Raw genomic sequence first — 25535 nt, 5'->3', positions numbered from 1 at the left:
GTGAATAGACTCCAAATCATCTGAACCTGTTACCATAATGATAGGAACATGCTCGCCGCTTTTTAAACTGCGGATCCGTTCGCATACTTCAAATCCATTTATTTCTGGCATAGAAACATCTAGTAAAATCAGTGAAGGAGAGTGCTTGTCAAACTGCTCCAAAGCGCGTTTCCCATTTTCGGCTTCAAGCACTTCAATGGTGTCACTGCTAAGTGTTTCTTTCATTAAAATTCGCGCGGTGAGATCATCGTCACTCACTAGGATTTTAATTTTTGATTCAACTGACATTTCTGAATGTCTCCAACTGCTCGCAACTTTGTAAAAAAGTAGCTTGTATACTGTGTGCTAAAGTATCGATTCCTTCCGATTGTTGCTGTTTTGACATGCTCTCTAAGGTTTGACATATTTGATACAATGCCTTAGCGCCAGAGTTTCCTGACATCGATTTTAAGGCATGTGCAATTTCTGCAACCTCATGCAAATCCATGTCTGGACTATTCACTTGTGTAAACAGCTGTGTGATTAATTTTTCAGCTTCTTGGGTAAATGCATCCAACACTCTTACAAACACTGGATTTCCGGTATCTCGACTAATTTTCAATAACGTATCCACCGTTGCCATATCGATTAACTCCGATTCTGGCTCTTCATCGCTGGCTGCGCTATTCCCACTATGAGGGGCATTTAGACTATCGTGCTCACTGTCTGGTGAATCATTGACCTGAGGTTGTTTTGCAGTGCCTAAAAAGCGCGTCAAAGTATGTTCAAGTTCTCGCAATGAAAAGGGCTTAGTCATAACATCATTCATGCCTGCCCCTAAACATTGTTGGCGTAAATCATCTCCCATACCAGCAGTTAGTGCAATAATTGGAATGTCCGGCCAGTTTTTCCTGATCTCCATGGTGGCCTTGTAGCCATCCATAATAGGCATTTGGCAATCCATCAACACTAAATCAGGTTGACGTAGATTTATTTGTTCAACCGCTTCTGCGCCATTATCTGCCAACCATGTTTCACAACCAAGCATGCCTAACATGCTTTTCGCTACCTCTTGATTAGTTAAACTATCTTCTGCTACCAAGATATTCGCATTAAACTTCTGATGATTAGGGTAGTCGTTATTGCTGTGCTGACGATCTGCACTTTTAAGACCTATGGCTTTATGTAAACTTGCCTGTAGTTCACTCAAATGAATAGGTAGCGGCAAAATATTGCGTTTATCGTTTTCTTGCCACTGTGAGGAGGGCAACAAGCATATCCATTTTTGCAATGGGATTTGCGCTTCTTGTATTGCCCCCTCATATTCACTAAGGCTGATCCATAAACCATCCTTTGCAGAGGCTAATTGTCCGTTAACTCGTTGCACATGTAAGGTTTTAACACCTAATTTGCTCAACATATTAGTAACTGCCAGTCCTAAACCACCGTTAAGATTCACCAAATGTACAGTGGGAAAACGAGTCTCTGGCGTATAGTCGATAACCTGGTTGTGGGTTAATGGCAAATCAACTTCGAGGCTGAATGTACTGCCTTGCCCTAGTGTAGATTGCACATCAATGTTACCGCCCATTAACGTGGTAAGCTGACGACAAATCGCTAGGCCTAATCCTGTCCCGCCGTATTTTCGGGTGGTAGAGGCATCTGCTTGGGTAAACATTTCAAAGACTTTCTGTTGTCGATCAGGTGCCATACCTATACCAGTATCTTGAATGCTTATTTCAAAACCACTGTAATTATTGGGCGCTTCCGAAGAATCTGCATGGGAGGTATAACAAGGAACACGCCTAATACTGACATTCACTTCGCCTTGCTCTGTAAACTTAATCGCGTTGCTGGTTAAGTTTGCAATGATTTGTCGTAATCTAGCTGGGTCGGCGTAAACTTCAGGGAGAGGATCTGGAGATAGAATAGCGTTTACGTACAAGCCTTTGTTATAGGCCGACTCACTAAACAAATCACACACCTCTTCAACCAAAGCCTCAAGATCAACTGGCACTGACTCCAGAGTCGCTTTACCGGCTTCAAGCTTGGAAAAATCTAAAATATTGTTGAGTAAATCGAGAAGCAACCGCCCCGAACGATACACCAATTGGGCAAAATGCTGTTGTTTAGGTTTAAGATCAGAGCTTAACAATACTTCTGTCATGCCCAGTACACCATTCATTGGAGTGCGAATTTCGTGACTCATGATAGCTAAGAAATCACTTTTCTCTTTACTCGCTTGTTCTGCTAACTTTCTGGCTTTTTCTGTTTCTTGCATACTGGTTTCAAGTTGCGCATTGGCATGTCGTAACTCTTTGGTACGTTCTTCAACCTTCTCTTCTAGGTCAATCAGTTGCTGGATCTCGGCCAAACGTTTAAGTCGGTAGCGCCACATAGTATTTAGCACAATTAGAATCACAATGAGCGCATACAAGCTGTAAGCCCACATTGTTTTCCAAGGTGGAGGGAGCACATTTATCGGCAATACAATACCTTCTGTATTCCACAATCCTTGGTTATTACTCGCCTGCACTTTAAGTGTGTAGTTTCCAGCCGGTAAATTGGTGAATGTTGCAATGCGTCGATTTTCTAGTTCAATCCAATCGGAATCAAGTCCGTCTAATTTATATCGATACTCGTTGAGGCCCGGCGCATTGTAGTCAAGGGCTGCAAATTCAAATGAAATAAAATAATCTTTGTAGTCTAATTCTAGCTGCTGTAACTGCTGATAAGGCACATCAAACCAAACTTGTTCATTCAATTTTTTGATTCTAACCACCACCACAGGAGGTACCACTGAACTGTCTTTTATCTGGTCGGGATGAAAACGAATAAAGCCAGTGATACCACCAAAATACATAAACCCGTTACTATCTTTAAAGCCCGCACCATAGTTAAATTCGCTTTCTTTTAATCCTTGAGAACTATCAAAATGTCTTGTTTTACCTGATTCGACATTTAACCGAGTTAACCCTGCAGTACTACTTAACCAAAGGTTGCCATTGTTATCATCTAAAACTGCATAAATATGACTGCTTGGAAGACCACTAAAACTGTCATAGTGTGTAAAGTTATTGTTGTTTGCTTGCATATCTTCAGGCAGCCATTTATTTAACCCGCCCCCCTGAGTGCCAACCCACAATTGTGCTTTTGAATCTTGATAAAAGGTCCATGCCGTCGCAGCGGACAAACTATTAATATCCTCAGGAATATGCTCAATACGTTGAAATTTACTGTCAGCCAAATCAAGTAAATTGATACCGGACACAGTGCCAACAGCAATAGTGCCATCAAGCAATTGATAAATAGCCAAAACCCGATCACTATTTATGCTTTCTGGGTCATTTTCATCATGCCGATAATGCACAAATTGATCGCTTCCCGCAGGCAAATAATTTAAGCCACCACCAAAGGTTCCTACCCAAATATTGCCCGCATTATCGGCTAAAACGCTGGTGACACCATTGAAACTTAGGCTATCAGGATTTGCGGGATCATGGGAAAAGAAGTCTATTTGATTGTTATCGACATTGAGTCTCCCCAACCCCGACCCCCGAGTCCCGAACCACAATATATTATTTTCACCAAGAACCGCTGTAACTCTTGCGTCCCATAACGCTGGTTGAGTTTCTTTATTGATGATTTGAATTACTTCTCCGTTCGCATCTAGCTGTGTCAACCCACTATAACTGGCTATCCAAATTGACGATACGCCATCACTTGCATGGGTTTCAGCAAATCCTAAAACAACGTTATTCGCTAATCCTTTCGCTATATGCTCAAAGGGTACTTCAATGGTTTTGGTAATACCGTTAAAGGTACCCAGCCAAATTAACCCAGTAGAATCTTGCTGAATTGACAAGATGATATTATCGGTCACCCCATCTTCGGTTGTAAAAGTGTCAAAACCATCTTTGCCATCCCAAAGCGCAACGCCAGCATCGGTGCCAATCCAGATACGTTGACGGTGGTCCTGAAAAATCGCATAAGCAAGATTGGAAGGTAAACTATGTTTTAGATTTTCATGATGTTGCCAATTAGAGAACTTTAATTTTTTAGGATCGGCAACTATCACACCAGCGTCTTGGCTGGCTATCCACAACCTTTGTTGGGCATCAACAAATAGTTGCTTTAACGAGTTACTAAAAAATGTTGAATTTGGCCCCGAAAATAATCGCTCTACGGTTTGCTTTTGCTTGTGGAATTTAATTAAACCATTTCCATTGGTGGCAAGCCAAATGTACTCTTCATCTTCAACAATGGATGTAATAGAGGCATCTTTTTCAAGCTCAGGTAGAAGCTCTCGGGTATTAAAATGCTCAAAAATCATGTCATCAGGATTAAAACGGCTAAAATTACCATTTCGATAACCAATCCAAATAAAATTTTGGGAGTCTAAGAATAACGTTTGAAGTCTATTTGATGTGGGTGCAGAAGCAGAATTATCGGCTTCTTTCCACGCTGTAAACGTTTGTTTTGCAGCGTTGAACAAGTTAAGCCCACCACCGTCAGTGGCTATCCACAAACGCTTTTGGTGATCTTCAATAATTGCGAAGGCGTTATCCGAACTAAGAGATGTATCATTTCGAGGATCATGAACGAAACGTAACAATTGATACCCATCGTAACGACTGACGCCTACTTGGGTAACTATCCACATATAGCCAGTACTATCGTGGTATATCTGTCGTACACTTTTTTGAGCTAGCTGCTTAGTTAAATCGTCTGAGGAGAAATTGAAATTAGGAGCATCTGCGGCAACTGCACTGCTACTTAATAACAGAAAAAACAAATAACCCAATATTCCTCTTTTCAACATACTTCTTCACTGCTCATCGTTTTTAAATTAGATTAACCTAATGAAATACGTATGCCAATGAATTGCTGTAAATAGCCTAAAAAGCGCGCGTTTAACCTAGTATTCAAGCCTAACGCAAGGTTATATAAAGCCACTTTAAGCATACTGATTAAAAATGAAAGGAATAAACAAAATATTACATGGATAAAAAACAACTCAGCCCCTGCAAAGATAAACTCTGAGGGGCTGAAGGTATTAAGTAAATAGGATTATTCTTGCAACAAAAAGTTTTCTTGGTTCACGTATGCTTCTTCCCAAATGAAAGCCTCTTCCCAAATGAAAGCTTCTTCCCAGATGAACGCTTCTTCCCAAATGAAAGCCTCTTCCCAGATGAAAGCTTCTTCCCAAATGAAAGCCTCTTCCCAGATGAAAGCTTCTTCCCAAATGAAGGCTTCTTCCCAAATGAAAGCTTCTTCCCAAACCTCAAATTCAAAACCTTCGATGTAATAGTTGCCATTTTCATCTTTACGAGCAGCGCCCATATAGTGTTGTTCACCACTTAGATCAGCAGCTATGTCCAGGCCATTGTTAGCGCATCCCATAGCAGTCGATTCAACCGCTTTAACAGCATTTACACTACCTGAACCTTGTTGGAAGGGGCTGTAAGCAAGTTGCCCATTTGATAACTGCGCCATGGTAGTACTGCTCATTAAGCGGCACTTCACATCGTTAGCACTTAAACTCGGATCGTTTTGCAGCATTAACGCCACTATCCCACTTACCACACCGGACGCTTGTGACGTACCAGACATAATAAAGCGATCATTTCCAACCATATATTGCGGAAATTTATTAGGCACATACATATCTTCATTAGCTAAGCTAAATATATGTCCACCTGGCGCAACCAAATCGGGCTTAACAAAAGCTTCGTGCGTTGGACCTTGAGATGAGAATGAAAGTAACTCATCATCATGAGGATTATCTTGCGTGTAGTTGTCAGTTATTGCGCCAACACTAATAACATAAGGAACATTGGCAGGCACACCGATAGTCATTGCCGCCGGTCCAGTGTTACCAGCAGAGGTTACCACTACAATGTCTTCTTCCCATAATTTCATGATCGCTTGATTGATTGGATCCGCCCAGTAATTCGAACGTGGCGGCGCACCAAAGGATAAATTCACAACTCGAATATTAAATTCTTCGTGATTATCAGCAATATATTGAATCGCTCTAAGTGCATCTAAATAAGTACTATGGCCATCTTCATAGAACGCTTTAATCACCACTAGGTTTGCGTCTGGAGCAACCCCTTGATAATAACTGCGCATCTGTCCATCAACGACTGCATGGTCGCTGTTGGCGATGATCCCAGAAATATGTGTTCCATGACTATTTTCATCCGTTATATCTTCTGGTTGTAATTCCTGATTTTCAATTGCATCAAAAGCAGCAGTAATTCTAGGATTATTGTAGGTGTCATTTTTTAGCGCTTTGTGACTCGCCCATACACCACTATCGATAACCGCAACGGTAATGTCTTTACCGGTAATACCATTGTCATGTAACTCATCAGCACCAATGGTGTTTACATAGTAGCTGTTGCTATCGCCTTCATTGGCTTGAGTGTCGTATCCTTTCACTAGGTCACGACTACAATTTTGGGTAAACGAAACGTCCATTGAAAAGTCGTTTTGTTGATAATTTTCTGTACCATTACGGGAGAAAGTTAATTCAACTTTTGCATCATCAAAGGCGTTCATTTTTGCGTAACGACTTAACCAAGAAGAATCTAGGGTTAACTCTCCATTTTGGCGGCCAAACAAGCTCCAAAACACAGTTGTACCATTGAATTTAACCGATTTGATGTTGCCCAAACTTGTAGGCCAAGTGAAACTCATTTCGTCGACATTAGTATTCATGTCACGGGCATTATATAAGTTCCAGCTCACCTTATTTTTTTCTAGGTCAACAACATGACTTCCATACACTAGGCAATTATCAAGGGCACCAGCAGTAAAAAGAGGTTGATTTTCAGTAATTGTAATCAGAGCAGGTAGACTTTTAAGCAGCTCCAATTGCAAATCAGAAACTCGTACACCAATTCCTCCGACCAACGGCAATTCGTGGGTAACCAATCCACCAACTAAATTAACTAAATCGTTGAGTACCGCAATATCACCGCCTTGGATTAAAATTTCATTATCCATTGCTAAGATGCTATTAACCACTGGAAGCTCTGGCAATCCCAAAGATGTTGTCAATTCTGAGACATCTGTAATTGCTGTGACTTTTTCAAGATTAAGCCCCAAAAGGCCGCTGCTTGCCGCGCTTGCATTTAGAGTAGAAAAGCTCAACAACCCACTTATGAGAACTGCAATCTTATTTCTATTGTTTAGTTTCATGTTATTTGTCTCTAGTATTTTTGACCGTACATGGAATGTCGTTAAACATAAAATACAGGTTTCCTATTTATCCATCAGATATAGCAACCCTCATGCCAATAGTTACCCCCGCGGTTTTATTAGCCTTTAGTCTAATGTGAAAATAATGAATGCAATCAAACAGAAAAATATGAGTGCAAAAAATGAAATGACAGCTCAATATTTACATTCATTTTTTTCAATATCATACGTTGAGAAATTTAATATCAAGTTAAAAGGGGCAAATAAAGATTAGAAAATATGATTTGGCCTAAGCAAGCCTAGAATATTGTTAAGTTAACCTGTAATTTAAAGGAATAGGTACGACGAATGCCGAGAATCGTAATCTAAGATAGTGTTATTTGTTGGAATTAAGTAGGTCACTAATGAGCATTGATAAATGAACGCTAATAGTAAAAGATATCCATGAAGACACTTTACGGTCTAATTTTATTATCCTTGTTTATTCCCACCAACGGAATCGCCGCTGCAGATTTAATGTCATTGGAGTGCCAAATCGTTCCGCAAAAAAACCTTGAAATATGCTCCCTTTCCACCCAAGCAGAGCATTTCCCAGTGAATGACTTGATTTTGTACAAACGAGAAAAGGGCCATCTGCCTGTGCTTATTGAGGTTATTAAAGGAGATGTTGCTATAAGTTGGTTTTGGGGATTTTCGACACAAGGAAAGTACTCAGTGATGAGTTTCGCCGAAGAAGGACATCCTTATTTTGTCGTTTTCGAGACCGAAGCTTTTTTGCAAACTGAGCAACGGCCAACTGCGATCGCCGTTGTCTCAGATTACTTTTTAGAAAGCTTAATTGAATTGCAAGATGATGGTACTGCCGTGTTTGCATACTCTGGTAGCAGACAAACCGCTAGTGATGGCGGTGAATGTGTGGATGCTCAATACGATAATCAATCTTTGAACGAAAATTGCTTTGTGACCATTAATATTTTAGATAAAAGTCATGATGCGGTTAATTAAAATAAGAATATAGACACCCCAGATATAGTGACTAGTTTTAAGTTTACTAGCTAAGCCGCCTGCCCATTTGCAAGCCACTTGTGCAACACTGCCCAATACTTTAAGCAATAGCGCGTAAAGGTTGGGCTGTATTTGCAATCAATATAAAGGTATTAACGCAGCACGATCATAGGTACATCACCTCGTTCAAGCATTTTCATCGTATTACTGCCAACAAAAAACTGCCGAAGCTTAGAGTGCCCAAATGCGCCCATAACAATGAGTTCAATATTATGGGATTTTTTGTACTCCATAAGCGACTCAAAAATATCCCCCTCAAGGTAAGAGGCAGTCACTTGAAAGCCTTTTTGTTGCAATCGTTGCTGAGCAGATTCGAATTTATCCTGTAGATTTTTTTCGTTATTTTTTATCGAAACCAAATGACAATGAAGCCCGTGCAATAACCCACCATCAATTACCCGTTGCAATGCTTTGTCAGCAGTTTCTCTGCCATCATAAGCAATCATAAACGAACTTGGTGGGTTGAAAGTATCTGGAATTAACAAAACAGGATGCACTGCTTTGCGCAGTAGGGTCTCAATATTCGATCCTAGTGCGTTAAAGCTATTATCATGTCCTTTGCCATTGCGGCCAATAACAATGAGTCTGGTTTTGTCTTCGATGTCGTTTATCGAATCTACAACTTCACCATGTCTTTGTAATGATTCAACCTCAGCAACACCAGAAGTTTGTGCATGTTGAACTACATCGTCAAGCAACTCACGGCCTAACTGCAGAGCTACTTTGGCACGTTGTTCATCCAACTTTGTCATTTCTTCAAGCAAAGCTGAACGCGCACCTAGGCCAATGGCACCAGTATAATCATCAGCGCCATGCTGCTGTTCTTTTTCCAAAGCATGTAAAAACAGAATGGGTTTGTTGAGTTTCTTTGATGCCCAGACAGCAGCCGCTGTCACGGCTGGGGTGATTGCAGAACCATCTACACAAGTCACTATTTTCGTCATCATTATCTCCTTAATGTCCGCCAAACAGCTTTTCGACTTCTTTAGGATCATTGTGAACCCCAAATTTATCAACCACTGTTTCCGTTGCTTCATTCATTCCCACAAGATTAACAGTCGCTCCTTCGCGCCGGAATTTAATTACCACTTTATCCAAGGATGACACCGCAGTGATATCCCAAAAATGTGCATGGCTAAGATCAATCACAACGGTTTCGACAGCTTCTTTAAAATCAAATTCGTTGACAAATTGTTCTGCTGATGCAAAAAACACCTGACCGATTATCTCGTAAGTTCGCACTTTTTCAACTTCGTTATAGTGGGACTTGACAGCCATAAAACGGCCGATTTTATTGGAGAAGAACAAGGTTGCTAACAGCACACCAATAAATACCCCAATAGCTAAATTGTGGGTAGCAACAACAACAATAACAGTGCTCACCATAACGATATTTGAAGACATGGGATGTTTTCGTAAATCAGTGATAGATGACCAAGAAAAGGTTCCTATTGATACCATGATCATAACTGCCACCAGCGCAGCCATTGGAATTTGGCCAACCCAGTCGTCAAGAAATACCACCATAATGATTAAAAACAGACCCGCAATAAAGGTAGACAACCTGCCGCGGCCACCTGATTTCACATTGATAATTGACTGGCCTATCATGGCGCAACCAGCCATACCACCAAATAAACCAGCACCAATATTCGCCATGCCCTGCCCTTTGCATTCTTTATTCTTGTCACTGGTTGTATCGGTTAGATCATCAACTATTGTTGCCGTCATCAAAGACTCAAGTAAGCCAACCACGGCCAACCCAAGGGAGTAAGGTAAAATAATTTCAAGGGTAGTTAAATTAAGCGGAACTTCCGGCCACAGAAATATCGGTAACGTATCGGGTAGTTCGCCCATATCACCCACAGTTCGAATGTCTAAACCTAACGCTATCGAAACAATAGTAAGGGTGACGATACACACCAACGGTGACGGAACAACTTTACCAATAGTAGGAACATAAGGTAATAGATAGATAATGCCTAAACCGGCCGCTGTCATAGCATAAACATGCCAAGTAACATTGGTCAATTCAGGTAATTGCGCCATGAAAATTAGAATAGCTAATGCATTAACAAAACCGGTTACCACCGAGCGGGAAACAAAGCGCATTAGACTGCCAAGTTTGAGGAAACCAAAAATAATTTGCAGCACACCGGTAAATAAAGTGGCGGCCAGCAAGTATTCCAACCCATGCTCCTTTACCAAGGTTACCATGAGCAGTGCCATTGCTCCGGTAGCAGCGGAAATCATTCCTGGTCGGCCACCCACAAATGCAATAATGACGGCGATACAAAACGAAGCGTAGAGACCCACTTTAGGATCCACTCCGGCAATAATTGAAAAAGCAATCGCTTCCGGTATCAAGGCTAATGCCACAACAATACCAGCAAGCACATCACCACGAATATTAGAGAACCACTCTCTTTTCATGTTTTCGAGCATGTAAATAACCTAAAATTTGACCTTCCCTTGTAACGTAAGGAAAGTAACAGTTTTCAAAACAAATAAGTCCGCGAGCAATGTGGGACATTTGCACAACAAGAATCAACGAGATGATAGAGGGAGGACAGCCTAGGGCGGCGTGAGTTTCAAGTTCGAGTTCCTTAATAGTTGTTAACGACTAGATGCGAACAATATAACTTTAGTAATTTTGATACAAGTACAACCAGTTGAAATCACCTAAAAACACCGGTCATAATCCTAATTCTGCATGGTACGCTCGAATTAACTATTGTTTAAACTACTTTAAATGGCGCTAATTAAAAACTCAAATAGTGAGATTTCTTGTGCCAAAAAGATTGCCCTAGCGCAACTAAAAACACTTCAAGTTAATAAGCCAGAATAACCCCTTAGATTTAGCGGCTATAGCAATTCAAGGTTATGACTTCATGTAGGATTTTTTCGGACAAACAGGATAAAAGCAGAGGTTAAAAATATAAATAGAAGCGTGGAAGGCTCGTTTACCTGTGTAATTTGCTGCTCGATTAACGCTAAATTTGAATAAGTAACAAGGTGGGACATACTGATTTCTTCTCCGGGTTGCAAAGTAATACCCAATGCATAGGAAAATGTGCCATCACCGAATGCCTGCTGGCTGCCTCCAATATCAGTGCCCGTTGCACTTGCGCTGCCAGTAAAACTCATATGGCCGGTATTTGTTATGTCCGTTTCCCGTATTAATGACATAATCGCATTATCGCCGCTTTCAGTTTGATTATTTATATACGGACTAGTGTCGGCAAAAACGATATCTAACGCATTACTAGAGTTGAAAAACATATCTAGCATTGCGAAGGCTTCTGCGACACTACTTTCTCCGTCCGCTATTGCAAACATCCCCATTTCAAATTCGCCTTCAATTGAAAATGTCAATGCTGTGGTATTTTGATTGGAAAGAGTATAGGTTCTTTGAAAAGACGCATCAGTGTTAGCTTGAGTATCAAAAAGTTCTGAGCTAATGGTTGCCTGGGCCTGCCCATTCCCCCATATTCCATATTCAGAAACATCACTATTACCATCAGGAACTAACTCATATTCAACGATTTGATATAGCTGTGTATTATTCATGCCGAAAGCACCTTCGGTACCAGCATTACGTGTGCTACTGCCAACGCTTGTGAAACTCGAAGGGTTGTCAGGAGCGTCACCTGCAATCACCACATCAAAGTCATCAAATTCAACACTATCTGCCGCTTGTAGCTCGGTATTCACTGAGTAAGAATAAATCGGGCCATCGCTATTAACCTCTAATCCAATAGGCAACTGACCTCCGCCTGCAATAATGAAGTCATGGTAAAATGACAGACCACTATTAGCATTTATGGGGACAGCCATGCCTGTTCCTAACCAGGTTGTTGCCATAATACCTATAAAAATTGAATTAAGAGTTTTCATGGTCGCTCCTTTTTACGCATTTAAAAGCCAAATTAAGCCACTATCCTAGTTATCAAAGTATAAATACTTGCACGTGGCTAAAACTGAGTACTGACACCTGTTTTTTGTGAACCAACCACCTAAATTTTGCAAAATCCTGCAATTTGGCGAAATTTAACTTAAATTAGAATATATAGTTGAGGCTCAGCGGAGCAGGTAATTAGAATGTTTTTAGAGCGAGAAGCCGCTATTGATAAGATATCAAACAGTATCTCTCAAATAGCTCAATCGGGAAAAATATTGCTGCTAAGTGGTGAAGCCGGTATCGGTAAAACCACCTTGTTGGAGCACGTCCGTTCCCATGCAGATAGCACAGTAGACATTTATTGGTCAGGTTGCGATCCCTTATTTACGCCTCGCCCATATGCTCCAATATACGATTTTGCCCAGTTGCTATCGCCTACCTTGCTCACGCAATTGGAAAATGGTGCCGTACCTAACTTAATTTATTCCAGCTTTTTTCAGGCAATTAGCCAATTGGGAAAACCAACTATTTTGGTAATAGAAGATGTTCATTGGGCCGACCATGCCAGCTTAGACCTAATCAAATATATCGTAAGACGTATCTCATTTTTGCCCTGTTTACTGTGTCTAAGTTATCGAGTCGATGAAGTGACGCAAAATCATCCTTTGAGTTCAGTACTTTCATTAGTGCCTTCTGCACATACAGTGCGCGTTCATCTCGAACAATTAAGCCAAGACGCGGTGGCAAAATTAAGTAAAGACAGTGGCTATGATCCAGATGCCTTACACAAGATCACCGGTGGAAACCCATTTTTTATTGCAGAATTGTTAGCTAATAACGGTTATAACAATCACACAATTCCCGCGTCAATTAGAGAGGCGGTGAGCAGCAGAGTACAATTATTAGGCCGTAATGAACGAGAACTTTTGCAGGTTTTGAGTCTTATTCCATATAGTATTCCAGCCGTTTTGATTGGCAAATTATTTGATGAAAACGGTGAATCGTTCGCAATGGCCTGTGTTGCCAGAAAATTATTGGTATGTGATCAGCAAAGTATATTTCGGTTTAAGCATGAACTAGTTCGGTTAGCCATATTGGAAAATCAATCACCGCCGCAAATCAAACTAACTCATAAGCGTATAATTGAGTGTTTAGAAACACTGTCTTTAGGCACTAATTTAGCTTGGTTGGTGCATCATGCTGAGGGGGCTTTAGATGCCGAAAGAGTGCTTAAATACGCACCTAATGCAGCGACTAAAGCAGCTGAACTAGGAGCCCATAAGGAAGCCGCATCGTTTTACAGCAAAGCCCTAAGTTTTGTTGAATATGCTGAACCTGAACTTGCTGCAAGCCTGCATGAAAACTGGGCATATGAAGTTAGCTTAACAACCCACATGCAACAAACTGTAATCGACGCACGACGCCACGCCATTAGCCTATGGAGAGCCCTAGACAGACAAGATAAAGTAGGTGAAAACTTACGTTCGCTGTCACGTCTTTATTGGTATCAAGGCCATGCCGAAAAAGCCGAGCAATACGCTAACCAGGCGATTAAAACATTTGAGTCGATACCAGCCTCTAGCGAACTGGCCATGGCCTACTCTTTACGCTCACAATTGGATATGCTCAACGACCGAACGGACGACGCCATACACTGGGGAAATAAAGCCCTTGAACTGGCAAAACAGTTTTCAAATCCTAGGGTGAAAGCACATGCGCTAAATAATATTGGGACGGCTTTATTGATGCATGGCGATGCCACGGGCGAAGATAAACTAAGACAAAGTTTAGCTATTTCAGAACAACATGGTTTCCACGAGGATGTAGCAAGGGTTTACACAAACTTTTCAGACTATTGTATTCGATTTAAGAAACTTGATTTGGCTGAAACTATGACTCAAAAAGGCATTCAATACGATATCGCTCATGATCTAGATTCGTGGACTTATTATTTAGTAGGTTTACAAGCCCAACTGCGTCAGGAACAAGGAAGATTAATAGATGCACAAACCATTGCTGCCGGCGTGCAATCGATTCAAAACCAAACCCTATTAATGAAACTGCCGGCGTTAATTGTTCTCGCACGAGTCAACTTACGTCTGGGAGTTGCGAATAGTCATGAGTTGCTTAATCAAGCCTTAAAAAACGCCCAATCAACCAATGAAAACCAATACATCATTCCAGCTAGGTTAGGACTTATTGAATACCAATGGTTAAACGCGGACAACACAACTTGTATAGAAGAAGCTAAAAAGCATATAGATTGGTTAAATGAATTGCCGCCTGGTGTATTGAACCAATGGCAGTCAGGCGAATTATTTTTTTGGTCTAAACTTTTACAATATGAAATACCAAATGTTCGGCAAGATAGCATATCAAAACCTTATCAACTTCAATTAGCAGGTAACGACGAAGCGGCTTATTCTGCATGGCAGACCCTTGGAATGCCTTTCAACGCTGCGATTTGTCTACTGTCAATTCAGGGGCAGCGTCGGCAATCTTCATTCGTGAACGCATGGCAACTATTCGAAAAGATGCAGGCCAAAGCCCTGCAACAAAAAGTGAGAAATATTGCCGCATCAGAAGGGTTTGCCGATATTCTTCCAAAACTTCGCCGCGGTCCTTATTCTAAAACACGAAAACACCCAATTGGACTCACCAATAAAGAACAACAAGTTTTGAAGCTGTTAGTCACAGGCGCAAGTAACCTTGAGATAGCGAATACGCTTTGTCGATCAAATCGCACAATAGAAAATCACGTGTCTTCGATTTTAAGTAAACTGAATGTGGAAAACCGAGTTGAAGCTATGCTCAGAGTGCAAAACGAACCTTGGTTAGCAGAATAAAGCAACACCATCATATATTGATATGAACAGGTTAAACGTAGTTATCAATCTGCCTATGCTGAGCGGCGAAAAATTTTGTAGCTGCCGATACTGAGAATCGGCAACACAAATACCACCACAAAAACCCAAGTAAGAGTGCCATAGCCACGACCAATTAAACTAACCAGCCCAACTGAGGAAGCTAAATAAATTGATAACACTAAAACAATAGCAGCAATTGCAGGACGCAAAAATTTTGGCATTATGCGTTGTTTTTCCTCATACACTTCAGCGATTCGTTCATTCATGCCGTGGATAAACGCAGTGCCTGTTTCGATAAAGGTACCGAATAACACTACGTAAAAAATGGCTTTTAGCCAAGGCATGTTCAATTGCTGCATCATCAAGTCAGATGGCACCTTTGCTTCTGTTATTTGTGCAGAATTTGCCACCATAGCGACAAAGAAAAATAATGCTGGCAACATTGCTAAAGGACCAGCCAAGGCGCCTGCCAGAAATGAATCTTTGCGATCAGCCATATGGCGAACACAAAACAAAATTAGTGGTAAGGCTGCAATGTTGTAACCAACGTATTGGATTGAACTGATAAACCAACTATCTTTAATTTCCCCATAAAATAGTTGTTCATTTAAATTTCCACCATATTCACGCAAGTACAAATAAACAAATATTCCGTACACTAGGTATAAAAGAAACGACCATCCGGCTAAGACCTTCTCAATCAGCTTAGTTCCCCAAGCGACTAGTACGCAAATCGAGACCATTAACAATACAGTGCCAAGGGTACTGGATATATTCAAATGTTCAGAAACCACTTCCCCCGCAGCAGAACCAATCACCGCCAAGACTAAAATGCCTAGGGCAAAATATGCCAACTCATAGACAATCCAACCTTTACCCAATAGCTTTTTGAAAAAACCTCTGTATGTATAACTTTGGGTTAATCGAGCAAATTCAAAACTCAGCATACTAATTAAGCTAAAAGCAGCAGTTGCCACTAAAATCCCTAAAAATCCGCCTAACGGACCCGAACTAAGAAAAAACTGGACTAATTCTCGGCCTGTCGCATAGCCCCCTCCAATCAAAACTGACTGTAGAATAAAACCGGGCAATAAAATCCGTTGGAAAAAGCTTGTTGGCATAGTTATCTCTTATTTAGCTGTAGCGAACTAAGTTGATCTTTTTGCGATTAATTCAGACAAAAGTAGTTTACTGTTTCAGTCGTTGATAACTGGAAAATAAACGCTGCCAGATGGGTCCAGGTTTGCCTTCTCCCACCTTCTCACCTTCAATATAAGTAATCGGCTTTAACTCTTCATAAGAATTACTCACCCAAACCTCATCGGCTTGTTTGACCTCTGTGACTGTGGGAGAAACTAGGCGTACTTCGATACCTTGTTTTTCAGCAATTTCAATAATCAGTTTGCGGGTCACACCGGCCAATATGTTATCCACCGGCGGTGTAAAAATAATATCGTCTTTAGCAATAAATAAATTGCTGCTCGGAGCCTCAACTACATGCGTATTTCTAACTAGCAATGCCTCACTATTGGGCACACCATTTTGCGCCAGTTGTAGATAGGACATCACGTTCCCCATCAAGCTAATGGACTTTATAGAGCAGCGCTGCCAGCGCAAATCCTCTTGAAAATAGGCATCACAGCCTTGATATGTTTTGTCGAAAGGAGGTGTAAATGGGGTACTAAACATCAGTACTGTCGGTTTTGCTTCTACTGGGAATCGATGCTTGCGAACCGCTTCAACGCCACGGGTTATTTGCACATAAAGCATTTGCGAGGGCTGATTACTCGGTAACAACGGTTGTGCAATATCCTTTAACTCCTGCACACTATAGCCCAGTGGAATGTCTACGGCCTCTAGTCCTTCAAGCAAACGTTGCCAGTGTTGTTCACCGCCTAAAGGTTTACCGTTATAGACAGGCACCACTTCATAAATCCCATCTCCAAATAGAAAGCCGCGATCTAAAGGAGAAATGCTGACTTGGCTCAAAGGTATGTATTGGCCATTAAAATATGCAGCGCTATCGGAGTTGTTCGTTTTATCATTAGCCATATAAGCAAAAGCCCACAAAGTTCTTCAGTATAAAATCCAGAAATATACTGTACTGTAAATTCGGCATATGTGTAGCCTTTTTCTGAGTGCTAAGTGTTATGACTAAACAATCAAAAAACCACTGCAGAGCACATTTATAAACTCTCTTTCCATGGCGAAATTAAGCGAATCTAGGGGTTGCCAATTGGTTAACTCAATTTTGGCTGGATTAGCGATGTTGAGATCTAATTTACAGCAATAAACCAACAGGTAAATCGGTTTATCAAAAATTGCCATTTATTCATCTTTATACGCATAAACGTAGAAAGCAATCCGCGAAATCAGATTGCTTTACAAGACTCTCTTAACTCTAAAGAGCACGGAATTAGAATTTTGTGGGAAAGATTACTCTCGTTAGCAATGTTATTAAGCAGTAACTGAGTTGCTTCCATACCTATGGTGTAGGGTTCTTGTTTAACTACTGTAATTGGTACTTTAAAGAATTCGGCCATTGGGATTTCATCAAAACCAAGCAATGAAACATCGTCCGGAACAGATATATTGGCTTGATTTAAGTCTCTTAACAATTCGATAGTGATAGGTAAATGTTGCGTGAAAAATGCAGTTGGAGCCGCAGATTTAATGATTTCCGTTGGCTCTACTTGAAAACCTGATTCACGTTGCCAGAATTGCACTAAACTATCTTCTACTGGAATACCATGCTTGGTAAGTGCGTCTGCATATCCTTGATAGCGTTCCGTTCTGGAGATAACATTTTTAAAGTCTTGGGTGACAAAACAAATTTTCTTGTGGCCAAGCTGTATTAAGTATTCAGTGGCATCAAACGCCGCTTTTTTGTAGTCAGATAAAACGATGTTTTGTTCACTTCCATCATTTTCAATTTGAAAGTGTACTATCGGCATACCTTTACCAATGTAATCAGTAACGAGCTGATTATTGTTACCTGATGACGCAATAATAATTCCATCAACACGCAGTTGATACAGCGCCTCAATAGACTTTGCTTCAATCTCAGGGGCAAAATCAGTGTTATAAATTAGTGCGTTGTAGCCGTTCGCTTTACAGTAATCATCTACCCCTCGGATAACCCGACTGGTATAAAAGCCCGTTATATCTCTGACCACCACTCCAATGGTTTTAGTCTTGGTCGCCTTAAGGTTTCTCGCGATGGGATTGGGAACATAATCCAATTCAGCAATTGCTGCGCGAATTCGTTCTTGGGTTTCTTTCGACATGTAGTCAAATCGCCCATTTAGGTATTGTGAAGCTGTGCTTTTTGATACTCCTGCAAAACGAGCTACATCAATTAATTTCACTTTTGCCATCTATGTATCGCTATTGTTAATTTTATTATGGGAAAGTTGACATACTGCAATACTATGCTAAATTATTCAACTAAACCGGTTTAGTAACTTTATCTGCAAAGAGAGAATATCAGTTGAAAATTAAAGAAATCAAAGTATTTGTTTGTAACCCTGGCAGAAATTTTGTCACGGTGAAGATCACTACTGATGCAGGCATATACGGTGTAGGTGATGCTACACTCAACGGTCGCGAAATGGCGGTTGTCAGCTATTTGGAAGAACATGTAGCCCCTTGCCTTATCGGTCGCAATGCCCATGATATCGAAGACATATGGCAATATTTGTATAAAGGCGTTTACTGGCGTAAAGGCGCAGTTAATATGGCCGCTATAGCCGCTATTGATATGGCCTTATGGGACATCAAAGGGAAGGCTGCAGGCTTGCCGGTTTATCAGTTACTAGGCGGTAAGAGCAGACAAGCAGTAACACTTTATGCCCATGCTAGTGGTGAAGACATCGAAGACACTTTGAATAAAACGGAAGACCTTATCAATCAGGGCTTTAAAGCAATTCGATTGCAGTCTGCTGTGCCCGGTTTGAATGTCACTTACGGCGTACTTGGAGACAAAAAAGATTACTTCGAATTACAAGGTAATCGTCCGTTACCGCCAGAAGAGACCTGGTCGACGCAAAAATATTTTAACATGATCGTTGAGTTGTTTCAGAAGGCCAGAGAACGATTTGGCAATGACATCCAACTATTACACGACGTGCATAGCCGCTTAACCCCAATAGAATCAGCAAAACTGGGTAAGTTACTTGAACCCTATAACCTAATGTTCTTAGAAGACGCTTCTATTGCTGAGAACCAAGACAGTTATAAAGTAATTCGACAGCACACCACTACCCCACTCGCGATTGGTGAAACTTACAATACTATTTGGGATTGTAAGGATTTGATTCAAAACCAACTGATTGATTACCTTAGAGCAGCCGCAACTCACGCTGGCGGAATTACAGCATTAAGACGTATGGCAGATTTTGCCAGTATATATAACGTTAAAACTGCTCCACATGGCGCTCCTGATTTGTCACCAATTTGTTTTGCTGCGCATATGCATTTAAATATATGGGCTCCTAACTTTGGCATTCAAGAATTTGTTGGTTTTGGTAACGAGCAGTCCAAACAAATTTTCAAACATCAAATTAAAGTAGAGCAAGGCATGGCATACGTCAGTGACGCCCCTGGTCTAGGGATTGAGTTTGATGAAACAGAAGCACGTAAATATCCCTATAAACGTTCTTATCTGCCTGTCAGTCGACTAGAAGATGGAACCGTTTGGAATTGGTAATCCAGTTCTACTTTTTTGAATTTAAGCTTTGTTAAGTTGGAGAAACAACATGAGCAAAAAGATAAGTGTATTAATATTCGGCACCGGATTTGCGGGCCAAGGACATGCTGAAGCATTTCGAGATATGGGTGCCGAAGTCGTCGGCATCGTAGGCAGAACTCAAAGTGTTGTAGAGCAAGTAGCTAAAGACATGAATATCCCCTATGCCGGCACAGATTGGCAAAAAGCATTGCAAGATTGTCAGCCAGATGTCGTTTCAATTGCAACACCAGGTGGTGCTCACGTTGAAGCAATTACCGCAGCGATTGAAAGTGGTTGTCACGTTTTCTGTGATAAGCCGTTAACTGAAAGTGGTGAAACCTCAAAACAACTTTATGAGTTGGCGGTTGCAAAAAATGTCAAAACTGCATTTGCCGCAAGCTTTCGCTACATGCCTGATGTGATTCACGCCAAGCGTTTAGTTGAAGCCGGCGCTATCGGTGAACCATTAGAAGTTGAGTGTATTTCTCACTTCAATTTAGAACGCGATATTCCGTTTGGCTGGTCACACAGAAAAGAACATGGCGGTGGCCGACTAAATAATAACTTTACTCACAAATTGTCTATTGTCACTTCCATCGTTGGTGAAAAAATCCTATCGATTATGGGAGAGGTGCGGGACGATCTAGGCAAAGCGCCAATCGTTGAAGGTGTGCATAACTTTAAAAAACGTCGCGATTTCATTCCTAGTGATCTAAATGATCCTGCTCTTAAATGGGGCGAATCGAACGTCGAATGGACCTATACGGTATTAGCTCAAATTGAAAGTGAAATGGCTAAAAATCCAGTTTCAGTGTTATTTAAACACGGTGGATTACACCCTCGCTTCCATGAAGACCATGTGGTGATTTATGGTAGTGAAGGCGCGATCTACATTAAAGGACACTATGCTAGTGGGCCATTGTATGTGCATGACAAAACCAAAGGATGGCAAGAGCTTGCATTACCAGAGGACATTGCTAACAACGTTCCTGAAGCTGAAGGCGATACCGAAAAGAATTGGCGCTACCTTATCAGAGAACTACTAAATGATATTAAAGGCGAAAACGTTGCTCCTTATCAAACGTTTAAAGAAGGCAGCCAATATCAGCAACTGATCGACATAATCCGTAAAAACGACAATTGGGTTGACGTTAGTCATCTGCAATAAAAGGCCTACTCATGTTATATGAATATATAGTTATTGCCGGATATTTTATGTTAGTTATCGGGATTGGTTTTGCGTTCAAAAAAATGGCTGCAAACTCAACCAGCGATTACTTCCGTGGTGGCGGACGCATGCTTTGGTGGATGGTTGGTTCAACTGCGTTTATGGCGCAGTTCTCCGCTTGGACATTCACCGGCGGAGCAGGCAAAGCCTTTACTGATGGTTTCTCGATTAGTTTGGTATTTTTTGCCAATACCTTTGCCTATTTTTGCGGCTGGGCGTTTTTTGCAGCGCGCTTTCGTCAAATGCGCGTAGATACTCCTACCGAAGGAATTAAGCGTCGTTTTGGTCATCAAAATGAACAGTTTTTCTCATGGGCACTGATTATTTTCAGTTTTATCAACGCCGGAGTATGGCTTAATGCCCTAGGAGTGTTCACCAGTGTGGTTTTTGACGCTGATGTGAGCACCACCATCATCGCCACCGGCCTAACTGTATTATTTGTTTCGGTATTGTCTGGTGCTTGGGGCGTAGTCGCCTCTGACTTTGTACAAACCTTAGTGGTTGCCGTCATTTCCATAGCCTGCGCCATTATCGCACTTGTCAAAGTGGGTGGACCGACGGCGATGATAGATAACTTCCCAGTGGACTTTGTGATGGGACCAGATATGAATTATGGCTTAATTTTAGTGGCCACATTTGTATTTTTCCTAGCTAAACAAATGATCACTATCATGAACATGCATGATTCATTTCGCTTCTTAAACGCAAAAGACTCAGCAAATGCAAGTAAAGCAGCGTTGTTAGCCATGGTACTAATGGGTGTAGGAAGTATTATTTGGTTTATACCACCTTGGGCCTCAGCAACCTTATACCCTGACGCGGCGGCAGCTTACCCGGAGCTAGGCAACAAAGCTGCTGATGCGGTGTATTTGGTATTTACCCGCAACGCTATGCCGGTGGGAACCGTCGGCTTATTGTTAGCCGGTTTGTTTGCAGCCACTATGTCCTCAATGGATTCAGCCCTAAATAAGAATTCAGGCATTTTCGTCCGCAGTATTTACCAACCTCTTTTGACTAAAAGAAACAAAGATGTCAGTGATAAACACCTGCTTACCATCAGTCAAATTGTCAGTTTTATAAGTGGGATTTTGGTTATCGCAGTGGCGCTATTCTTCAAGTCATTGAAAGAGCTCAGTCTGTTTGACTTGATGATGAACGTGTCGACCATGATTCAAGTTCCTTTGCTTATTCCGCTTATTTTTGGTTTGTTCATTAAAAAGACACCGCAATGGGCGCCTTGGGCAACTGTAATAGTGGGCTTGTTTGTTTCTTGGTTTGCAGCAAATATCTTCACGCCGCAAGTTTTGGCCGATTTGATAGGAATGGAACAAGAATTTACTCGCCGTGAATCGATTGATATCAACTTGATGATCACTATCGGCGGACACTTACTTATTACCGCCAGTTTCTTCTGTATATCCAGTTTGTTTTATGCAGAACAAAAAGATCAACATATCAATGAAAGAGAGCTGTTTTTTGAAGATCTAGAGACCCCTTTCATTGCCGATTTTGAGCAAGATGAATTCGACCGTCAACAACGTCACAAATTAGGTTCAATGGTGATGTATATGGGAGCTGGGGTATTGGCGATGATGTTGATTCCGAATCCAATGTGGGGACGCCTGGTATTTGTATGCTGTGCACTTGCCATACTCGCTGTCGGTTTCTTATTGAAAAGAAGCGCCACATCGAAAAAAGCACTAAGCACCGCATAGGCGGTGCTATTGCTTCTATTTTAACGAATTATTACACGAGTAAATCGGATGTTTTCAAAATTAAAATTTGTTTTTATTGCCAGTGGTCTTCTGCTACTCGCCGCTTGCAAACCATCTATTGAAGAAAAACATGAACAAAAATCAGTCACGCTAAGCCATGGTGTGGATGAGTCTGCCGGTGGTGTTAGCGCTTATATAATTAGTATCGATAACGCCACTTTTTATCTTGAAAAACAAGGTGGTGGACTATCAAGTATGTTAGACAAAGATGGCGTGGATTGGATTGGGTTCCACGATGAGAAAGGTTCAGGTTGGAAAGGCGAGTATCGTGGTTTTCCAAATGCAATACACAAACAAGACGGAAATTATTTCCATGCGTTAAACGCGGGAACCGAGCTGTCGACTTCAAGCATTGATATTGAAACGGATGAACACGTCAGAATTACCTTCACTTCAGGTAATGGTAAATGGCAGGGACAATGGGACTTCTATCCAGATCGCTGCGATTTCACGATGTCACAAGTCAGTGAAGGCTATAAATATTGGGTGCAATATGAAGGCGTACCCGGTGGAGAGATGGACGAAACTGATTTCTGGTATGCCTCTGTCGATGACCAACAACACCCCATAAATGAAGCTTTTATTGGTGATCTTCCCGCACCTGAATGGTTTGCTTTTGGGGATGTAAAAACATCGAGAATGATCTATTTATTACATCATCAAGATGATGCATATCCGGATGATTATGTAAGCAGACCATATATGACAGTATTAGGCTTTGGACGTCATGAAAAAGACAAATATCTGAGCACTCCTCAATCATTTTCGTTAGGATTTATTGAGTCATCTGATTATCCTGAAGTTGCGCAACAAATCAGAAATATACTGAAATAAGTGAACTTCACATGATTTGCATAGCGCGCAAATAACAGTGTTTGCTGCGCTTACCAAACTAAGCAAAGATTTGCTAAAATTGTACGAACCCTTTATAAAAGAGTATGGTTAAAAAACATACTCGAAAGGGAAGTCAAGATGCCTATAAAACTGTTTATAAAAATGCTATTTGCGGCAATGCTGCTCACTGCTTGTGCCGCTCCACAACAAACTAAAAACTCCATATCAGTAACAGCGCCTAATGATGCACAGCAACAACTGCAACAAATACTCGATGAGGAGTGGCAGTACTTTCTAGATACTTACCCTGCTTATGCTAGTTACCTTGGATTAGGTAATGATCAGCAAAATAGTCGTTGGCAAGACATGAGTTTGTCGGCAATCAATGCAATTGACGCTCATAATCGTGACGTCCTTGCAAAGCTTTCTAGTATTGATGTCGAACAATTAACGGACAGTCAGCAGACTAACTATCAGTTGTTTAAATGGCAGCTAGAAATGTCCATAGAAGAGCACAAATATAAGTCCTATCTTATGCCGATAGACCAAAACCAAGGGGTGCAAACCTTGGACGATATGGCCAACTTCGTGTCGCTAAGTTCGGTCAAAGACTATGAAAATTGGTTAACAAGACTGGAAAAAATCCCTAGGTTACTTGAGCAAAATCAAACCTTGATGGAAACCGGTATGTCGCAAGGCATGATGCCTGCCCGCGATACTATGCTACGCATCCCTGCGCAAATTCAAAAACAACTTGTCGACACACCAGAGGAAAGTCTTTTTTATCGGCCCTTTATCAATATCAGTGACCATATATCATCTGCTGAACAGGCGCGCTTACAGCTAAAAGCTAAAGCCATTATTGCTGACCATATCATTCCAGCCTATGCTGAATTTAACGAATTTTTTATTAACCAATATCTCCCTGCAACACGCTCTACCCATGGTTTGTGGGATACGCCTGATGGTAAAGCATCGTATCAGCAAAAGGTTCGCTATTTTACCACCACTGACCTGACACCAGATGAAATCCATCAGATTGGTTTGGATGAAGTAGCACGCAATCGTGCAGAAATGGATAAAGTCATGGAAGAAACCGGCTTTGACGGCACGTTTGAGGAATTTGTTAACTTTTTACGTACAGATCCACAATTTTATTATGAAACGCCCGAAGAGTTATTTGATGCATATCTCGCAATCAGCAAACGTATCGACCCAGAGATCGTCAAATTATTTGGTAAACTTCCTCGCATGCCCTATGGCTTAAAAGCTATCCCTGATGCGGTTGCCCCTGATTCGACTACAGCATATTACAATCCGCCCGCCGCAGATGGTTCCCGTGCGGGTTATTATTATGTGAACTTATATCAACCAGAAACCCGTCCTAAATATGAAATGGAAGTGCTGAGTGTTCACGAAGCGGTACCAGGACACCATTTGCAATTGGCGTTACAAATGGAATTGGATGATATGCCCTACTTCCGTCGTTTCTTAAGCTTTACCGTTTTTGTAGAAGGTTGGGGATTGTACAGTGAACGCTTGGGATACGATTTGGGCTTGTACAAAGACCCATACTCCCGCTTTGGGCAATTAACCTATGATATGTGGCGCTCAGTGCGTTTAGTGGTAGATACGGGCATACATTACAAAGGTTGGACTCGACAGCAAGCTATTGACTACTTTAAAGCAAATGCGGCTAAAAGTGAGGAAGATATTATTAACGAAATCGATCGCTATATATCTTGGCCTGGTCAAGCCCTTGCTTACAAAATTGGACAATTAAAAATGTTGGAGCTGCGCGAACGAGCCCAAAATGAGTTAGGTGATAAATTCAACATAAAAGATTTCCACGATACTTTATTAGGCAGCGGTTCAATTCCACTATCGGTATTAGAGACGAATATTGAAAACTGGATAACATCGGTAAAATCTGCCAAATAGTCCCAAA

General features: G+C 41.2%; 16 protein-coding genes. 7 read left to right on the top strand and 9 right to left on the bottom strand.

Annotated features, from left to right (window positions below; all coding sequences use genetic code 11):
* The 3 genes from ABWV72_RS19485 to ABWV72_RS19475 all read right to left on the bottom strand — a co-directional run.
* On the bottom strand, window positions 1–288 hold a 288-nt coding region (locus tag ABWV72_RS19485; protein ID WP_353372534.1), incomplete at its 3' end, for a response regulator.
* Window positions 278–4774, bottom strand: coding sequence for a hybrid sensor histidine kinase/response regulator (locus ABWV72_RS19480; RefSeq protein ID WP_353372532.1), 4497 nt, complete (start codon window positions 4772–4774; stop codon window positions 278–280). The genes ABWV72_RS19485 and ABWV72_RS19480, both read right to left, overlap by 11 nt.
* 275 nt (window positions 4775–5049) lie before the next feature.
* A complete protein-coding gene (locus ABWV72_RS19475) occupies window positions 5050–7188 on the bottom strand; it encodes a S8 family peptidase (RefSeq protein ID WP_353372530.1) in 2139 nt (712 codons plus the stop codon).
* A gap of 444 nt (window positions 7189–7632) precedes the next feature.
* On the opposite strand from ABWV72_RS19475, the gene ABWV72_RS19470 reads away from it, so the two are divergent.
* Complete coding sequence (locus tag ABWV72_RS19470; RefSeq protein ID WP_216049579.1) at window positions 7633–8193, top strand: hypothetical protein; 561 nt, start codon at window positions 7633–7635, stop codon at window positions 8191–8193.
* Between the two features lie 152 nt (window positions 8194–8345).
* On the opposite strand, the gene ABWV72_RS19465 is transcribed toward ABWV72_RS19470, so the two are convergent.
* The 3 genes from ABWV72_RS19465 to ABWV72_RS19455 all read right to left on the bottom strand — a co-directional run bounded on the left by ABWV72_RS19465 (window position 8346) and on the right by ABWV72_RS19455 (window position 12150).
* Window positions 8346–9197: a universal stress protein gene (locus tag ABWV72_RS19465; protein ID WP_353372536.1), complete on the bottom strand. Its 852-nt coding sequence runs from the start codon at window positions 9195–9197 to the stop codon at window positions 8346–8348.
* A 10-nt stretch (window positions 9198–9207) separates the two neighbouring features.
* Complete coding sequence (locus ABWV72_RS19460; RefSeq protein WP_216049577.1) at window positions 9208–10698, bottom strand: SulP family inorganic anion transporter; 1491 nt, start codon at window positions 10696–10698, stop codon at window positions 9208–9210.
* A gap of 444 nt (window positions 10699–11142) precedes the next feature.
* Window positions 11143–12150, bottom strand: coding sequence for a hypothetical protein (locus ABWV72_RS19455; RefSeq protein WP_353372527.1), 1008 nt, complete (start codon window positions 12148–12150; stop codon window positions 11143–11145).
* 204 nt (window positions 12151–12354) lie between these two features.
* On the opposite strand from ABWV72_RS19455, the gene ABWV72_RS19450 reads away from it, so the two are divergent.
* Entirely contained in the window at window positions 12355–15000 is a 2646-nt protein-coding gene (locus tag ABWV72_RS19450; RefSeq protein WP_353372525.1) for a helix-turn-helix transcriptional regulator, read from the top strand.
* 53 nt (window positions 15001–15053) lie between these two features.
* On the opposite strand, the gene ABWV72_RS19445 is transcribed toward ABWV72_RS19450, so the two are convergent.
* From ABWV72_RS19445 to ABWV72_RS19435, 3 genes are all read right to left on the bottom strand, one after another.
* Window positions 15054–16142 carry a YkvI family membrane protein gene (locus tag ABWV72_RS19445; protein WP_353372523.1) on the bottom strand — a complete coding sequence of 363 codons (1089 nt, stop codon included), beginning with the start codon at window positions 16140–16142 and terminating at the stop codon, window positions 15054–15056.
* Window positions 16143–16209: 67 nt separating this feature from the next.
* Window positions 16210–17073: an aminotransferase class IV gene (locus ABWV72_RS19440; RefSeq protein ID WP_353372521.1), complete on the bottom strand. Its 864-nt coding sequence runs from the start codon at window positions 17071–17073 to the stop codon at window positions 16210–16212.
* Window positions 17074–17393: 320 nt separating this feature from the next.
* A complete protein-coding gene (locus ABWV72_RS19435; RefSeq protein WP_353372519.1) occupies window positions 17394–18398 on the bottom strand; it encodes a LacI family DNA-binding transcriptional regulator in 1005 nt (334 codons plus the stop codon).
* Window positions 18399–18511: 113 nt separating this feature from the next.
* Between ABWV72_RS19435 and manD the strand changes: the two genes are divergently transcribed.
* From manD to ABWV72_RS19410, 5 genes are all read left to right on the top strand, one after another.
* On the top strand, window positions 18512–19729 hold the full coding sequence (gene manD, locus ABWV72_RS19430; protein WP_353372517.1) for a D-mannonate dehydratase ManD: 1218 nt from the start codon (window positions 18512–18514) through the stop codon (window positions 19727–19729).
* Window positions 19730–19778: 49 nt separating this feature from the next.
* Window positions 19779–20918, top strand: coding sequence for a Gfo/Idh/MocA family protein (locus ABWV72_RS19425; protein ID WP_342805080.1), 1140 nt, complete (start codon window positions 19779–19781; stop codon window positions 20916–20918).
* A gap of 11 nt (window positions 20919–20929) precedes the next feature.
* Window positions 20930–22693: a sodium:solute symporter family transporter gene (locus ABWV72_RS19420; RefSeq protein WP_353372514.1), complete on the top strand. Its 1764-nt coding sequence runs from the start codon at window positions 20930–20932 to the stop codon at window positions 22691–22693.
* 48 nt (window positions 22694–22741) lie between these two features.
* Window positions 22742–23587 carry a hypothetical protein gene (locus ABWV72_RS19415; RefSeq protein ID WP_303499348.1) on the top strand — a complete coding sequence of 282 codons (846 nt, stop codon included), beginning with the start codon at window positions 22742–22744 and terminating at the stop codon, window positions 23585–23587.
* 138 nt (window positions 23588–23725) lie between these two features.
* Window positions 23726–25528, top strand: a complete 1803-nt coding sequence (locus ABWV72_RS19410) for a DUF885 domain-containing protein (protein WP_353372512.1) — start codon at window positions 23726–23728, stop codon at window positions 25526–25528.
* Window positions 25529–25535: the final 7 nt, after the last annotated feature.

This window comes from Aliiglaciecola sp. NS0011-25, from assembly GCF_040370605.1.
In the GTDB taxonomy this organism is placed as follows: Bacteria; Pseudomonadota; Gammaproteobacteria; order Enterobacterales; family Alteromonadaceae; genus Aliiglaciecola; species Aliiglaciecola lipolytica_A.
Note: the sequence above shows the minus strand (reverse complement) of the source record. Positions and strands in the feature narration are given on the sequence as shown.

Coding starts and splice junctions, on each gene's coding strand:
- ABWV72_RS19415 (WP_303499348.1), top strand. CDS start 22,742: ATGTTTTCAAAATTAAAATTTGTTTTTATTGCCAGTGGTCTTCTGCTA.
- ABWV72_RS19450 (WP_353372525.1), top strand. CDS start 12,355: ATGTTTTTAGAGCGAGAAGCCGCTATTGATAAGATATCAAACAGTATC.
- ABWV72_RS19455 (WP_353372527.1), bottom strand. CDS start 12,150: ATGAAAACTCTTAATTCAATTTTTATAGGTATTATGGCAACAACCTGG.
- ABWV72_RS19460 (WP_216049577.1), bottom strand. CDS start 10,698: ATGCTCGAAAACATGAAAAGAGAGTGGTTCTCTAATATTCGTGGTGAT.
- ABWV72_RS19475 (WP_353372530.1), bottom strand. CDS start 7,188: ATGAAACTAAACAATAGAAATAAGATTGCAGTTCTCATAAGTGGGTTG.
- ABWV72_RS19410 (WP_353372512.1), top strand. CDS start 23,726: ATGCCTATAAAACTGTTTATAAAAATGCTATTTGCGGCAATGCTGCTC.
- ABWV72_RS19435 (WP_353372519.1), bottom strand. CDS start 18,398: ATGGCAAAAGTGAAATTAATTGATGTAGCTCGTTTTGCAGGAGTATCA.
- ABWV72_RS19440 (WP_353372521.1), bottom strand. CDS start 17,073: ATGGCTAATGATAAAACGAACAACTCCGATAGCGCTGCATATTTTAAT.
- ABWV72_RS19465 (WP_353372536.1), bottom strand. CDS start 9,197: ATGACGAAAATAGTGACTTGTGTAGATGGTTCTGCAATCACCCCAGCC.
- ABWV72_RS19445 (WP_353372523.1), bottom strand. CDS start 16,142: ATGCCAACAAGCTTTTTCCAACGGATTTTATTGCCCGGTTTTATTCTA.
- ABWV72_RS19425 (WP_342805080.1), top strand. CDS start 19,779: ATGAGCAAAAAGATAAGTGTATTAATATTCGGCACCGGATTTGCGGGC.
- ABWV72_RS19420 (WP_353372514.1), top strand. CDS start 20,930: ATGTTATATGAATATATAGTTATTGCCGGATATTTTATGTTAGTTATC.
- ABWV72_RS19470 (WP_216049579.1), top strand. CDS start 7,633: ATGAAGACACTTTACGGTCTAATTTTATTATCCTTGTTTATTCCCACC.